The sequence below is a fragment of the Paenibacillus haidiansis genome, assembly GCF_036553665.1.
Lineage (GTDB): Bacteria > Bacillota > Bacilli > Paenibacillales > Paenibacillaceae > Fontibacillus > Fontibacillus haidiansis.
Genome location: NZ_JAZHPZ010000008.1, coordinates 21657 through 36887, shown reverse-complemented (window position 1 = coordinate 36887; position 15231 = coordinate 21657). Strand labels below are relative to the sequence as shown.

At 43.8% G+C, this 15231-nt stretch carries 12 protein-coding genes; all 12 read right to left on the bottom strand.

The window, feature by feature from the left end; genetic code table 11:
• Positions 1-326: 326 nt before the first annotated feature.
• The 12 genes from V3851_RS16345 to V3851_RS16300 all read right to left on the bottom strand — a co-directional run bounded on the left by V3851_RS16345 (position 327) and on the right by V3851_RS16300 (position 15070).
• Positions 327-740 (bottom strand): ASCH domain-containing protein, encoded by a 414-nt coding sequence (locus V3851_RS16345; RefSeq protein ID WP_331847618.1) that lies wholly within the window; start codon positions 738-740, stop codon positions 327-329.
• Complete coding sequence (locus V3851_RS16340) at positions 709-1755, bottom strand: GNAT family protein (RefSeq protein WP_331847617.1); 1047 nt, start codon at positions 1753-1755, stop codon at positions 709-711. Before V3851_RS16340 ends, V3851_RS16345 begins: the two co-directional genes overlap by 32 nt.
• Entirely contained in the window at positions 1752-2288 is a 537-nt protein-coding gene (locus V3851_RS26995; protein WP_414859330.1) for an ATP-binding protein, read from the bottom strand. The genes V3851_RS16340 and V3851_RS26995 overlap by 4 nt, the downstream gene beginning before the upstream one ends.
• Before the next feature lie 471 nt (positions 2289-2759).
• Positions 2760-2930, bottom strand: a complete 171-nt coding sequence (locus V3851_RS26990) for a helix-turn-helix domain-containing protein (RefSeq protein ID WP_414859329.1) — start codon at positions 2928-2930, stop codon at positions 2760-2762.
• Positions 2931-3277: 347 nt separating this feature from the next.
• Positions 3278-3751 carry a Mov34/MPN/PAD-1 family protein gene (locus tag V3851_RS16335; protein ID WP_010274523.1) on the bottom strand — a complete coding sequence of 158 codons (474 nt, stop codon included), beginning with the start codon at positions 3749-3751 and terminating at the stop codon, positions 3278-3280.
• Positions 3752-5536, bottom strand: a complete 1785-nt coding sequence (locus tag V3851_RS16330; RefSeq protein ID WP_230192084.1) for a ThiF family adenylyltransferase — start codon at positions 5534-5536, stop codon at positions 3752-3754.
• Positions 5520-6500 (bottom strand): CBASS cGAMP synthase, encoded by a 981-nt coding sequence (locus tag V3851_RS16325; RefSeq protein ID WP_331847616.1) that lies wholly within the window; start codon positions 6498-6500, stop codon positions 5520-5522. The genes V3851_RS16330 and V3851_RS16325 overlap by 17 nt, the downstream gene beginning before the upstream one ends.
• On the bottom strand, positions 6484-7491 hold the full coding sequence (locus V3851_RS16320; protein ID WP_331847615.1) for a CBASS cGAMP-activated phospholipase: 1008 nt from the start codon (positions 7489-7491) through the stop codon (positions 6484-6486). The genes V3851_RS16325 and V3851_RS16320 overlap by 17 nt, the downstream gene beginning before the upstream one ends.
• Before the next feature lie 66 nt (positions 7492-7557).
• Positions 7558-10695, bottom strand: a complete 3138-nt coding sequence (locus tag V3851_RS16315) for a type I restriction endonuclease subunit R (protein WP_331847614.1) — start codon at positions 10693-10695, stop codon at positions 7558-7560.
• A 17-nt stretch (positions 10696-10712) separates the two neighbouring features.
• Entirely contained in the window at positions 10713-12032 is a 1320-nt protein-coding gene (locus tag V3851_RS16310) for a restriction endonuclease subunit S (RefSeq protein ID WP_331847613.1), read from the bottom strand.
• Entirely contained in the window at positions 12022-13545 is a 1524-nt protein-coding gene (locus V3851_RS16305; protein WP_331847612.1) for a class I SAM-dependent DNA methyltransferase, read from the bottom strand. Before V3851_RS16305 ends, V3851_RS16310 begins: the two co-directional genes overlap by 11 nt.
• Before the next feature lie 16 nt (positions 13546-13561).
• Positions 13562-15070 (bottom strand): restriction endonuclease subunit S, encoded by a 1509-nt coding sequence (locus tag V3851_RS16300; protein WP_331847611.1) that lies wholly within the window; start codon positions 15068-15070, stop codon positions 13562-13564.
• Positions 15071-15231: the final 161 nt, after the last annotated feature.

Genomic DNA, 15231 nt, shown 5'->3' with positions numbered 1-15231 from the left:
TGGGCATAGCCCTCGTAAGCCCATTACAGGAACCACCACTCCGCCGTTCGGGGGGGGGCTCTTTGCACTAACACGGTGGCTCTATCTCATTAACATATTGGCTCTGATAGATTAACCGCGCCGAAATATTCATTACTATTTGAAATTGCCGCCCTTTAATTGTTTGAATGGTTTTCGCTTAAGAAAATTCGGATCAATTCAAGATAATTTGCATAACGTTTCCATTACGGTAGCGGAGGCTAACTCTTCACGTTAATTTATCGATAAGTATTCAAAAAATAAAAGCCCCAGCCAAAAAAATCTCCGACTGAAGCCACTTGTTCTTCTTACAAAACTAATTGAAGTTCCTTCCATTCCTCATCTGCAACATAACGATACGACTGCGGAGCTACGAAATGTCCAAAAACCTCTTCCGGTTGAATAGGTTTTTCATATTCCTGATATTCCTTAATTTGAATCGCATATCCGGTTTCCCTATCTGAAAAATATTGCATAAAAAAGTTTTCAGAAATCCCTGATTCATTGTGAGTCCGATCCCATAGCGCCTGAGGAGTATCAGATATAATATGATCAAATGTAAATTCTCCGACAATCATCCCTACCGGCTTCGTGCAGTAAATGATGACGGACTCAACCTCTTTCTTAAAAATCCTCTTCCGGTATTCGAAAAGCTTCTTACCATTTACAATCTGCTCCACAAACTCAGGTCTAATCGATAACAATACTTTCAAGTACTCCACCTTCTTCTAGTATACGAACAAACTGTTCATCCGTGATTTGAAAGAAGCCCCAATAAATGTTTCGGTCAATCCCAATCTGCTCAATAAGCTTCTGACGAATCAATCGTTTGCTCAATGCTGCGTTGTATGTCATTTTTATTGTATAGCACCCGCCGCGGTTATACCAATATTGTAAATCATTTCGATCAAATACACTATATTTTGTGGCATAAGAATAAAATGCTTCAAAATTTTCGAATTCGGTTTGATAACGGACTTCTTCCACTACACATACAGAACTGACGACAGAACTGTATTCTGCTTTTTTTCCTTCATCCTTGGTTCGATACATGACCAATATATCTCCTCTTACCAGAGGATACACTTTCATTCTGGTTACATATATCTTGTGAATGCTGTTCGTGTATGAGACATCTTCCAGGATGTTGACGTTCTCATTTCTTAAGATAGAGTCTGGGAACATGACGGAATGATATTGAGGATAGATTGAAAGTATGTATTTGTTATTGCCTTTTATCGAAATCAAAGGATAATCCGTTAATATTTCGCCCGTAAATGTGGTCAGAGACTTTACAAACACCAACTCAGTTCCGTTTACAGTTACCTTTACTCCATGGCGTGAAAACCCATACTTTTCAAACAGATCTACGAGTGCCTTATGTTTTTCAAATACAGTGACGTAACATTGTTCTACACCCATTACAATTGCATAATCGACGGCCTTTTTGATAAAGCGTTCGCCTAAGCGCGTACCGTGTGGATTTATTTTGAGCGTACCTATCTTCAGAAGGCGCTTGCCGGAAATGGCGGGTTCTACATCTGTAATGGGTCCTGTTTCGACTTTAAAATAAAGAAAGCCTTGTACAAACCCGTTTTCGTAATACAGATATGCCTCATCATCTTCCTTCCGTTCAAACCAAGCTGTAAATTCCCGATAATCGGATTTCAGAGAATCAAAAAAGGGGTCGTTTAGATTAACCTCTCTAAACTTCTTCCGCTCAAGTATTCCGCTCATCGGGTCTCCTCCTTGTAACATTCGCTTACGAAGCTGCTCAAATCAAACGTATTGGTCGGAGTAATAATGCTAACAGGGCAGTGCAATTTTCCCGACACGTACTGAGCATATTCTATTTCTGCATTTTGAAACTTCTCTAGAAATGAAAGGTCATAATGCTGAGCATCTCTAGCACCTAATCTATCGTGAATGGAATTCACATCATCCTTTAGAATGATTACTCCAGATGGGTTAAGATCTGCGAATGTTTGGTATGGTACCCTTTCAATTGCATTCCCTTTATTAACAAGGCAAAAGTGCCCGTCTAATAAAAATCGCTGGGAACCGCGGATACGCCTCACAGCGGATAGAAGCAACAGTTGGTTTTCCTCAACTTGATCTACCCTCTTATCAGTTGTAAAAGATTCGTTTCTTTCTTGGGCAATTAGCGTACTTGCTGAGTAGTAAGCTATACCTGCATGAGCAGACCTTTCATTGCACCAGCTTGTTTTTCCGACGCCGTGTATACCAGCAACGAATATCAAGGAATTCACCTCAGAAACATAGTCTTATTGCACTAACATTTCGACAAATTACAGTAAATTCCTCTATACCCATCTAAAAAACTTGATTTTGATCAAAACCTATAATAATTCCGTACTTGGAAGGTCAAGGTATACAGAGTTGTCTATTGGTCCTAACTGTTTAAAAGGATACGGCGACTATGACAAATGAAAGTACCCTCATGTGGAGACAGCTAACCATTATAATTGTTGGCCAAACAGTAAATTTAGACACATGCAGTTCACATTGTCCAAATATCTTAATCTTATCAAATTCCTTGACTTTCATTGAACAATTACATTGATCTTAAATTTATTTTCAATTGTATAAACTCAATTATTTCATTCTTATCATAATCATCAAGATTTCTAAAAACTTCAATTAACCTTTTCTCGAATTCATCTTCATATGTCGTCCCATCTTCTGCAGCGACACCGGTTAATAGCCAATTTAAGTTCACATTATATTGTGTACCGAATAGATATTAATGTTTCCGCAGATGGGTTACTATTTCCCAGCTCAATCTCGCTCAGGTTCCCTTGAGAAATTCCTATGCTTTTTGCGAATTGAACTTGATTTAAATTGTTTTCTTTACGGATACATTTTATTTTATGGCCAATGTCATTCAACATTTTCACCACCAATCATGTGGTATGTATAATGTTTTTTAGCATTTTTAAAGGGAGCCACGAATCAATCCTTCGGGCTCCCTTCTAGATGCTGAAAATCATTCATCTTGCATTTCGGTTCACGACATCTTTTACTGGTTCACAACTTTTTTTACTGGTTCATGACATCTTTTACTGATTCACGACTTTTTTATCCTGGGACAATACTGTTCAGTGAAAATAAAGTTTTAGACTGGAGTTGTTGATTTGACGCAGATTTTTAGTTGGAAATTCGTCAGCTTTTGAAAAATAAGTTTTAGACTGAAATAAGGAACCATCATTTATTATAAAATTTGCGTGAAAATAAAGTATTAGACTGAAATGCGTTGTTCTAGTTGTTTTAGCGAAGTATCACTTCCAACAAATTGCACAGCAACATACTTTTCTTCTGTCCCAACTATAACCAAAAAGAGGAAATCTATGCTCATCTTGGAATCACGTAGCATGTTAGTTATTAATTTTCGATCAACTGAAGATGGTCTAGGTACAGGCTCAGGGTGGGTATGCCATTCGCCTAAGTATATTACCTCTCCATTAGAAGATCTCCACGCTAAATCTACGAACCACTGGGCTCTTTTTACATTCCGTTCAAAAAAATACCGTCCTGATTTATCACCAGGACCCGGAGTCGTAATTTGTTGTATAATAATTTGATCGTCAAATATTCGGCCCAGAAGGATACCGCCTGCTTCGTGTTGCTTTTTCTTGACTTGTCTATACGAATTGAGTATGTCAACAACCTCATCCGTAAACTTTACCAATTTATCTCCAAATATATATTCCATTTAGTTCGAGCAACCTTTGCAATTTGTTCGTTCCCTGATTGTACGAATGCGAACGGAATAGCTGTCCGCAGCAACCCACATTGAAGATATTTTTCTCTTGTTTAGTCTTTGTTCCTTTAAGTTACCTAGCCAGGTAAATATAGTATTCTCCTGCACTTTACCAGACAAAGCATCTCGAAGAAAAAGCATTAAATCGTTAATGAATCTTTTTAATTCTAGTGCGCCATACGGAACGAATGTGCTTTGGCAACCAGCTTCTCTTTTTGTAAATTCACCTGGATTAAAGAGTACGCTTTGAATGAAACGGTGTTGTTCATCAAACAAACATTGAAAACAGCCATTTTTAGTTGGGTCGACCCAAACTGCATGCGCCCCCGCCAGATAAGGTTCAACCCAAACGAATAATATAGGCTTTTCAATTATTCGCTCTTGAATTAGTTTATTAATGCGAAACTCTGTGGGGAGATGTCCTACCGCGACAACTGAAAAATCACAATTGTTCAGTATGGATTCATAACTGACAAGCAATTTTAATATATCTTCCGGGTAGCAAGCGACTTCACAATTTGGAAAATGTGACGTAATCATCTTTTGCAGAGCGTCAACTTTTTTCTTTCCAACATCACTTGCTCCGCAAACATGTCGAGCTATATTGTCAAAAGTTAATATATCCTTATCAACAAAAAGAAACTCTTCAACACCAATATCCGCTAAAGAACGTGCAATATGACTTCCAACTGACCCACATCCGACTATTCCGACTCTTAACCCACTCTCGACATTTCCGTCTCCGCCACGAATAAATAAATAATCTTTATCAACTCTTTTAATGGTATGCTTCAATAACTTAAGATCTCCGAAATCCCTCGTCAATTCAAGTAGTGCATTTTTTCTGCCAGGCCTGAACCCCTTCAATCCTGTCTTCTTTTTCTTCTTGCCTTTAAATGCTGAGGTAGAAATTAAAATATTCTCCCCATGTTCCCATACTCCAATAACTTTGCTGCTACCATAAGGGATGGAAAAAACAATTGTACTAGGCCTATTATCTCTATCCAAGAATTTCAAGAGTGTCTTTAGCGAATCACGAGAAAAGCTTCTGAGTCTCTGCAATAGTTCGCGGTTGTTCCTTGGAAATGGTGGAATTCCAATAGATTGTAATGGAAGGTAGAGAGCCTTTTTCCGCTTATCATATATTTTCCCGCCAACTTGCAGTATCCATCTTTGCCCATCGACTCTTGAATCGGCGAACAATAGTTGATTACCCCAAGAAGGATGGTGGAAGCTTATGGCTTCAATGATTTTGGGGTCATCAGTCAATTTAATAAGTGACAAATATTGATTAGTCGATTCCTGTCCCCAATAACTTTCGAATTCATCCATGTATTCCGTAATATTTAGTTTGTTCTTCCCGGTATAGATGAGTTGTTGAGCCTTTTGAATAATTTCTTTTATCACACCTATTGGGTCAACCGCATTTGGATGAGCTTGATCGGAATCAAATGTGCATAGGACTTGTTCCGCATCTAAATGCGGAATTGGGTAAAGCTCTGAGAAATACGGTTCGGGAATAACTACTTTCGGAAAAGAGTCTGGATAATTATATGGGATCGCGATTATTATTTCTATACTTTCTTCATTCAATTTAATCCTAAATGCTTTAGGATAATTTCGATCATTAAATTCCTTGTCGGTTTCTTCTACAGCGCCGTATGAATTTATAAGATGGAGTGTTACTAGCTGTAACACTCCATCATAATATTCCTCAAGTTTACGCAGATCTTCCATGGTTACCTAAAACTGCTGCCGAATTGGTTTGAATGGCAGAATTACTCCCTTTATTCTCATCTTTGGGTGGTTGATATTCAGGGAATCGTGAACCGAAAATTTTTCTCCACTTCTTTGAAGCCTCGGTTTTATCCTGATTTTCTAAAGCTTCCCCACCTTTTTTAACAAGATCTTCAAGCTTGTTCAGGAAATTTGTTCTTCTCGTTTCTGACCAGTTATCAAAGAGTTCCTCGCCAGGTACTACTGGTCTAACCAATGAAAATGATTCAGAAAGTGTATTATGAATTTCCTTTGCTGTTGCTACCAATGCTGCATCATCTTCATCCGGATAATCGCTTACAAAATGATTGGCTGCAAGTATTGTCAGAATCATTCCACTTGGAAACTTGGTATCGTTCTCCTTATAATCCTTCCATGCTTTTAGATACCGAACCAGTCTCTTTAATTGGTCCCCTTTTGTTTGAACTTCCCCCTTAAACCAATCGGTTAATGCCTTGGGGTCACTGGTTATCCATCCTTTAGATTTGTGCGCGAGTTTTGGACTTTGGTCGTCTTTTTTGATGTAAATCGGTAAATCGACGTGGTAATTTGCTTTATATATAACCCTGACACACGTATTTTTATCTACAGGATCCTCACTGGTATGGCCATTTGTGGCCTTAACAATCCAGCTATGAACAGTTGATGGGGTAGGCCAATCGCCCTCATCCGTGTCCTTTAAGTGTTCCAAATATATACCGTCATCAATATCATATTCACCATCAATAGGAGTTACCGTAGTATTCATCATGTATGAGCCCTGGCCATAAAACTTGGGCTTTTTCACATCTAATTCTTCAGAAAAATACTTCTTAATTTTATCCCGCAACGCATTCCTGGATGTTCGTAAACTTTCTTTTTTGTCAGATTTAAGATAGATTTCATCATCATGAAATTTAATGAACAAGTCATGACAATTTGACATACTTCTCGTCCTCCTGAATATGATATTCAAAGATTTTTCTGACCGAATCTTCAAACAGCCATTTTTTACTCGCTTGAACACCTTTATCAAGCATAATGCTGATTGCGGTAGGACAAGCACGGTCTAACTCAATATACTTTTTTTCTTGATCCGATAATTCTGTACTAGTTATTCGAACATAGTGACCCGGTAAGTATTTTGTTATAAATTTCATGTGATTGTCGACAGCGAAACTCTGTGTATCGATCATAGTGGAAATTAACTTATTCCCCCAACTACTGAACGATTTCGATTTCCACACCTTATGCGGCTCTGGAAATCTCGCGTGCTCATTTAAAGATGAAATTGATAATAGACAGTAGGAATCAAACCCCTTGTTAAGGTAGTATGTAAAATATTCTTGCATCCCCAATAAAGATGGGTTATTGGCCCAGAGTCCACCATCAACAAATTGTTGCGGACCCTCTTTTGTTTGCAGCTCTACAATCGGAAAGTAAGTGGGAGCAGCAGTAGTTGCAAGTGCGACTTCGGATAAGAGACGTTTACTATCCCTTGTTAAAGTTGGTTGGTGGTCTGATTTAAATACATAAGGTGACCCTGTGGTAACATTAACTGTTGGAATTAATACAGTTGTCTTGCAATCTTCTATTTTTTTATCCTGGAATACTTCTTCGAGCGCCAATTTTAGTTGATTGCTCGAATACTTTGATTTGATCAATATTTGTTTAAAATAATGAATCTTTCGATAGAATGGATTTTGATATGGAAATATAGAAGGTCCTTTTTCTTTATAGAATCTCACAATGTCTGACGCTGGCATGCCAGATGCCAATGCAAGTGCAATAATTCCCCCAGTTGATGTGCCGCATATGAGATTGAAATTCTGGTACACAGGTCCGTATACTTTTTCAATCTCTTCTAGAATTACAGCAGAATAAAGACCTTTAATACCTCCGCCGTCTATAGCTAATATCCGATAACATCCCGACACATTCTCACCTCTCAAAAAAATGGCGTAGAAACAGTCAAACTTGATGTCCTACGCCTTTGATGTCCGTTAATATTTAAACTCTTCCGTCTCCGCCTGCGCCATCAATTCGGCTTGCTGAAGCACCAGATCAATGGCCATTTTCTCCAGATCCGGCGGGTAACCGTATTTCTTCAGCAGTCGCTTAACGGTAATTCGCATCTGAGCACGTACATTCTCACGAAGCGTCCAGTCGACTTTGATGTTGCTTTTGATCGCTTGGGTCAGTTCATGTGCGATCTGCTTCAGCATCAGATCGCCCATCAGTTCTTTGGCCGATTCGTTCGAAGCTAAAGCTTCGTAGAAAGCCAGTTCTTCCTTGACCAGACCGAGATCTTCGCCGCGCTTGACGGCTGCGTTCATTTCTTTGGCCATCTGGATCAGTTCTTCGATAACCTGTGTCGTTTCGATGGTACGATTGTTGTATTTCCGAATGGCTTCCTCCAGCATCTCGGAAAATTTCTTCGATTGCACAATACTGGTTCGGGAAACGGCCTTCACTTTCCCCTGAAGCAGCCTGCGGAGAAGTTCCACAGCCAGATTTTTCTGCTTCAACCCGCGCACATGTTCCAGAAACTCGTCCGATAGTATCGCGATGTTCGGTTTCTGCAAGCCTACGGCTTCCAGAATATCGACGACTTCATCGGATACGACCGATTTCGAAATGAGCTGATTCAACTCGGCATCGAGTTCTTTCGTCGTTTTTCTCTTGTTTTCGTCTGTTATCAGCTTAATTATACCAGATTTAACCGCTTTGAAGAAACTGATTTCGACATTGACTTCCTCCGCGGCGGGAGTCGTCGCGCAGAGCGAGAAGGCTCTTGCCAATTCCGTCGTCCAATTCAGGAAGTTCCGCTTGCTCTCTTCACCTAATCCAAGTACGTAATCGACCGTCTCAACAATGGCCTTCATCCGTTCGGCTGCTTTCTCCGAAGCGAATTTACTGTAGTCATACCCATGAAGCAATTCGCGGATGAGCTGCAGCCTTTCCAGCATAAAGTCAACGGCTTGGTCTGTATCGATACCAGCAGTTTTTCGGTCATTTTCCGTATATTGTTGAAGCGCCGATTTCAGCAAGTCCGCAATTCCGATATAATCGACGATCAGACCGCCCGGCTTGTCGCGGAATACCCGATTCACGCGGGCGATCGCCTGCATCAGATTATGGCCTTTCATCGGCTTGTCGATGTACATCGTATTCATGCTCGGCACGTCAAAACCGGTCAGCCACATATCACGGACAATGACGATCTGAAGCGGATCGTTCACATCTTTCATCCGCTTCGCGAGATGTTCGCGTCGCCGCTTGTTGCCGATAAACGGTTGCCACTCCTCCGGATCGCTGGAACTTCCGGTCATGACGATTTTGATTTTGCCTTCGTTATCATCATCGCTGTGCCAATCCGGCCGGAGTGCAACAATCGCTCTGTACATATCGATGGCGATCCGCCGCGACATCACAACAATCATCGCTTTGCCGAAGCCGGCTTTCTGCCGTTGCTCGAAATGTTCGACGACATCCTGCGCGACTTTCCTGACCCGTTTCTCTGCACCGGCCAACGCTTCAAGCCTGGCCCAACGCGACTTCAGACGCTCCCGCTGCGTGTACTCCTGGTACTCCGTAATATCCTCATACTCGCTGTCAATGACCGGGAGCTCCGCCTCCGACAAATCTAGGCGGGCAATGCGGCTTTCATAATAAATTCTGACCGTGGTTCCGTCTTCTACGGCTCGGGTCATATCGTAAATATCGATGTAGTCACCGAAAACGGCAGGCGTATTTTTGTCTGTCAGTTCGACCGGCGTTCCGGTAAAGCCAATATAAGAAGCGTTCGGCAACGCATCGCGCATATACTTGGCATAGCCATACTTAATGGCCGCTTCGTCGTCCCCGGCGACCATATCCGCCTGAAACCCGTACTGGCTGCGATGCGCCTCGTCCGCAATCACAATCACATTGCGGCGTTCCGTAAGTACAGGATACTTGTCTTCATTTTCATCGGGGGTGAACTTGTGGACCGTTGTGAAAATGATCCCGCCCGACTCCACTGACAAAAGCTCACGCAAATGAGTCCGATTTTCCGCTTGCTGAGGCGTTTGCCTGAGCAAGTCCTTCGACTTGCTGAACGTGCTGAACAACTGATCGTCCAGATCGTTCCGGTCCGTCACCACGACGATCGTCGGGTTGTTCAGCGTCAGGACAAGTTTTCCCGCGTAGAAAACCATGGACAAGCTTTTGCCGGAGCCTTGCGTATGCCAGATGACGCCGATTTTGCGGTCCCCATCATCCATCGTCGCTCTTTCCGTACTTGCAATCGCCTTGTTGGTGGCGTGGTATTGGTGGTATCCCGCCAATATTTTGAACAGATGCTCCCCATCGGTCTGAAACAGCACGAAATGCTTGATAATATCAAGCAGTCGGCTTTTCTCGAACATTCCTTTCACAAGCACTTCAAGCTGGGGCAGGGAGGAGGGCGCCACGTCATCGCCGTCGATCGTGCGCCACATCATAAAGCGGTCTTCATTGGCTGTCAATGTGCCGACCCGCGCATTCACGCCGTCGCTGATGACCAGAAACGAGTTGTAGGTGAACAGGGACGGTATCGCGCCTTTGTACGTCTGCACTTGATTATAGGCATCGCTGATCCCGACTTCTTCGTTGGAGGCGCTTTTCAATTCAAATACGGCGATCGGCAATCCATTTACGAACACGACGATATCCGGGCGCTTCTCTCCCTGATTTTCAACGACGGTAAACTGGTTGACGACCAGAAAGTCGTTGTTGTCGATCCGGTCCGGGTCGGTGTCGAACAGCCATACTTTCTCTGTCGGATATTCGCCATTGGCGGCTTGATACTGCACGTCGATCCCATCGGTAATCATCTTCTGGAACGCCTTGTTATTGATCAGCAGGCTGGGACTGCGCGGCACTTCAATGACCCGGATCGCTTCCTCAATCGCTTCTCGCGGCACATGCTTGTTGATGCGAATGAGAGCCTCGCGCAGCCGATCTTTCAGGATGACGTCATGGTAAAACTGTCGTTCGGGATACTCGCCTTCCGGAGAAATATCCGGGCCGTATGCTTTCTCGTAGTTCAGTTCTTCGAACCACTCCAGTGCGGCCTGCTCCAGGTCGCTTTCGGTATAGGACGTCGTATAGTAGGCCATGTTGCACCTCCTTTGGATTAGGGCTGATAGTTTGCGCTTCTCTCCGCAACCATTGGCAGGTAAGGAGCGCTGTGATCCTGCTCGACAGGGATACGGATCTCGCCCGACATCAGTTTGGGGAGAAGGGTGTCCCTTATGTTCGACAAGTTCATGTTCTCATAAATATTATTAGTCATCATGGATACGAATCCGCGTACTACTGTTGTAAATTTCTCTGCGATTTCCATCGGTGGAATTACTATGGAATAGTTACTCATATCTCGCCAATTTGTCCTTGGCATTTTAGTACCGTTAGAACTCTGAGTAACATAATCGACCAATCTTTCACTAAAAAGCTGAAAGACAAGATATCCATAGAATTCATCTCTCTTAGAATTTATTGATAGAATATCTGTTGAACAGACTCCATCGAAAGGTGCGATTGAGACTTTATGAAAATAAGGTCGAAGTTTCCCAAAAAGAATATCGCCTTTATAGAACCACAGTTTGTTGCTCTCTAATTCATCGGAAACACCAAAATGGGAAATCGCGAGCTTTTTCCGGGGAATATGCTCTAATCCTATATATTTTGTTCCACTTGGTATTTCTTCCGGTCTTACTGTCTGTGTCCTGTTGGAAGCAATATCGCCGATTCTCCCTATCTTCCACCCCTTCGGAATGAGCCCCAATTCACTTTCCTCAAACTCGCCGCCGCTGGACTTATACGGTTCGACGTTTTCATTCGGAAACTCGAAGTCCACAAACCATCGTTTAAAAAGGGCTTGGGTCATTTCTTCAAGGTTTTTGTTGATGGCGTTGTTGAGTTCGATTTTTTTGTCTACTGATGCCAGCATTTCTCCAATCTCGCATTGTTCATTTTCAGGAGGCAAATAGATCACAGTGTTCTCTATAATATCTGAATTAAAAGCCGGGTATGCGGATGTCTGCCCTTCGGCGATCTGAGTCAAATATCTTGTATAAGAGTCCGATGTCAAATAATAGTACAGAAAATCCGGATGAACCCTCTTTGGTGATATCACTGCAAACCCTGTCGATGCAATCATATCGGGTTCAGCCTTACGAATCATGGTATAGTGCTTCAAATTCGGGCGAACCGTGGAAATCAAAATATCGTTATCCTGCACGATCCGACGAGCGCGACTAGGGGCGTCGTTCAGTTTGAATGTTTGTAGTTGATCTATATTACGATGGTTGACCGCCGCAATATCAATATACTGTATTGTATCAATACGATCACTTTTCTTGATCGACCTTTCATTCACAACTGCAATATCTTTCACCAACCTAGCCTTCCATTCATTAGGAGGCGTCATCCCATTAAATGGCTCAAAACTCAAATCCGATCCCCCCTAACCGCTTGCGAATTTCCTCTTCCAACTGCCGGGACTTGGCGAACTGTTCCGCTAGCTCCGACGTCAACCGCGCCATCTTATCCTCGAAAGGTTCGCTGTCTTCTTCCACATCTTCAATCCCGACATAACGACCAGGCGTCAGGATGTATTCATGCTCCTGCACCTCTGCAAGCTTCGCCGCTTTGCAGAAGCCCTTCATATCTTCATATGCACCCGCTTCTGGCTGTCCACGCCATGCATGGTATGTATCGGTGATCTTCCGGATGTCCTCTGCGCTCAACTCGCGATGTGTCCGATCGACCATATGACCCATTTTGCGTGCATCGATAAACAGGATTTCGCCGCGGCGGTCCCGAAGACCTTTTGGCGCTTTATTTTTGGCGATGAACCAGAGACAAACCGGAATTTGCGTAGAGTAGAACAACTGCCCCGGCAAGGTGACGATACAATCGACCAGATCGGCATTAACCAGCTTGCTGCGAATTTCAAACTCCGCCGTCGTACTTGTCGACATGGAGCCGTTCGCCAGTACGAAGCCGGCAACGCCGCTGGGCGCAAGCTTGTTCACGATATGCTGAATCCACGCATAGTTGGCATTCCCTGCGGGAGGCACCCCATATGCCCAACGGGTATCCTCCGTCAGCCGCTCGCCGCCCCAATCGCTGATATTAAACGGCGGATTCGCCAAGATGTAATCGGCCTTCAGGTTTTTATGTAAATCATTGTGAAACGTATCCGCGTGATGCTCGCCAAGGTTGCCGTCGATGCCGCGAATGGCGAGGTTCATTTTGCACAATTTCCACGTTGTCGGATTCGACTCTTGCCCGTACACCGCGATATCGCCGAGGCGCCCCTGATGTTCCTCTACAAACTTCTCGCTCTGAACGAACATGCCGCCGGACCCGCAGCAGGGGTCGTATACGCGGCCCTTGAACGGCTGAATCATCTCGACAAGCAGGCGAACGACGCTGTTCGGGGTATAGAATTCCCCACCGTTCTTGCCTTCCGCGCTGGCGAATTTGCTAAGGAAATACTCATATACCCGCCCCAGTACATCCTTCGAACGGCTTTCTTCATCGCCGACTTTGAACGAGAACAGATCGATCACTTCGCCGAGACGGGTTTTATCCAGCGCCGGCCTGGCGTAATCTTTCGGCAGCACGCCTTTCAGCGACGGATTTTCCTTCTCGATGGCAATCATGGCATTGTCGATGATCTGCCCGATTTCCGGCTTTTTCGCGTTATCCTTGATATGGCTCCAGCGCGCTTCCTTCGGTACCCAGAATATATTTTCTGCCACGTATTCGTCCCGGTCCTCCGGATCGGCATACGGTTCATTTTTCAATGCTTCATATTTTTCTTCAAATGCATCCGACACATATTTCAGAAATAGAAGACCGAGAGCTACATGCTTATACTCCGCTGCATCCATGCTGCCACGCAGCTTATCGGCCATGCTCCATAACTTTTCCTCGAATCCAATGTTCGCTGTTGCCATTATCCTGAATTCCTCCTCAGTAGAGTTGCTCATATAACTGGTTCTTCACTTGTTCCCAACGGTTAGCCGCTTCCCGAACGACCTCTTTATATCGTTCTTTCTCCCGGATATATTGCTGTATTAATTCTTGCTGTTTATCTTCCGGTACCAAGGGCAATTCCATTTCCGCCACATCCGCTGGATTCAAATTCATCACGGTTGTTCCCCGCTGGAAGCTTTGAATAAGGGCCGTCCCGACCGGGCTTTCCAGAAACATTTTGGCAAAATGGCTCTTGATTACCGACTTGAATCGAATCACGATTATATTCGAGGAGGCGATGACTACCCCTTGGGTCTCCGGAAACACAGCCAGCTTGTTCACGGTGCCGCGGCACGTCATAACCAAGTCGCCTGGGAGAATCTCGTAACGCTTCACTTTCCGCTCTTCCTCGTCAATCGTTTCAAGCTGATCCAATAACACTTCGCCGTCATCCAGATTGGATATATTCAGCACCTTAATGTTCCCGGGCTTTAGATCCTGTTTAAGAATCGATTTTCCCCGAAAAATTTCTGCCACATCGCGCAGCTTCACTTTCGGGGTTGCCGCCTGTTGGAAGGAACGAAGTGTATCCTGATCTTCATCCAACAGTAGTTCAATTCGCCAATGATCTAGTTGACGGAACCGATCTGGATGGATGGTAATCTCCCGTTCCGCCACAAGCTTTGACTTTTCCAAATGGAGCCGCCCGAGGATCACTTCTTCCACAGGCGCTTTGCCGAAGTCAACCTGATAGGTCTTGATAGAAGTGTAGGGACGAAACAAGCCGTCCGGAAGCGAATAAATTGTTTGAACCGGCGCCTGTTCATTCATTTGCTTCCGCCAGCTTGCGATTGAGCCGGATTGAAACAGCATCCGCGCGGGCAAGGTCACGCTTAATCTCCCGCCATCTTGCAAGAGTGGAAGAAGGTAGCTGGCCGCTGCGCCTTCGGACTCCCGAACCGCGACATCGTCATCGTTCATTTTCATACCGAAATTCGGCATCGCCAGGATCGCGTCGAATTGATGTTCTGCGGGCAGCGGCTGATAAATGGACCCTTGAACTATGCGGATATTGGGATAGGGCTCGAAATACGTTTTGAACAATCTGCTGATGATGTAGTTTTCCGTTAACAATGTGATTGTCCCTGGGCGATGGTAACATTTCGTTTCAATGAGTCCTTTGATATACTTTTCAGCTTCTGCAAACAGAATGTTGTTGCAACCATGTCGCTCGCAATGGTCGATAAACCGCTCGACGATTCCAGGATGGACGATAATGCCCCCAGTAACACGATCTTGTTGGATTGTTAGCATGGCGTATTCCAACAAGTCCATATCCTTGCCTGTGTGGTACAGTTTATAAAATAAATCCCGATCGCCGGGGAAATGGCCTAATTCTTTGTCTAAGGCGCGTTCCTTCATCCACTGAAACAGCGTCTCGGGTTCCGCCGTTAGCTCCGTTTCGGCCAACTGTTGTTGTTTCAGTAGTTGTTGTGTCCGCTTCACTCGAATGGCCTCGCGAAGCAACTGATCACGTGTTGATATATCGTGAAGCAGACAAATATTCCAGAACGATTCAATCAATTCATCACCTTCTTTCACTGCCAATAGCCAACTAAATTATACCATCCAAGAATTGAGTATTTCAATACCAAAAATAATCAAAC

Coding starts and splice junctions, on each gene's coding strand:
- V3851_RS16340 (WP_331847617.1), bottom strand. CDS start 1,755: ATGAGCGGAATACTTGAGCGGAAGAAGTTTAGAGAGGTTAATCTAAAC.
- V3851_RS26990 (WP_414859329.1), bottom strand. CDS start 2,930: ATGTTGAATGACATTGGCCATAAAATAAAATGTATCCGTAAAGAAAAC.
- V3851_RS16335 (WP_010274523.1), bottom strand. CDS start 3,751: ATGGAATATATATTTGGAGATAAATTGGTAAAGTTTACGGATGAGGTT.
- V3851_RS16330 (WP_230192084.1), bottom strand. CDS start 5,536: ATGGAAGATCTGCGTAAACTTGAGGAATATTATGATGGAGTGTTACAG.
- V3851_RS16325 (WP_331847616.1), bottom strand. CDS start 6,500: ATGTCAAATTGTCATGACTTGTTCATTAAATTTCATGATGATGAAATC.
- V3851_RS16315 (WP_331847614.1), bottom strand. CDS start 10,695: ATGGCCTACTATACGACGTCCTATACCGAAAGCGACCTGGAGCAGGCC.
- V3851_RS16305 (WP_331847612.1), bottom strand. CDS start 13,545: ATGGCAACAGCGAACATTGGATTCGAGGAAAAGTTATGGAGCATGGCC.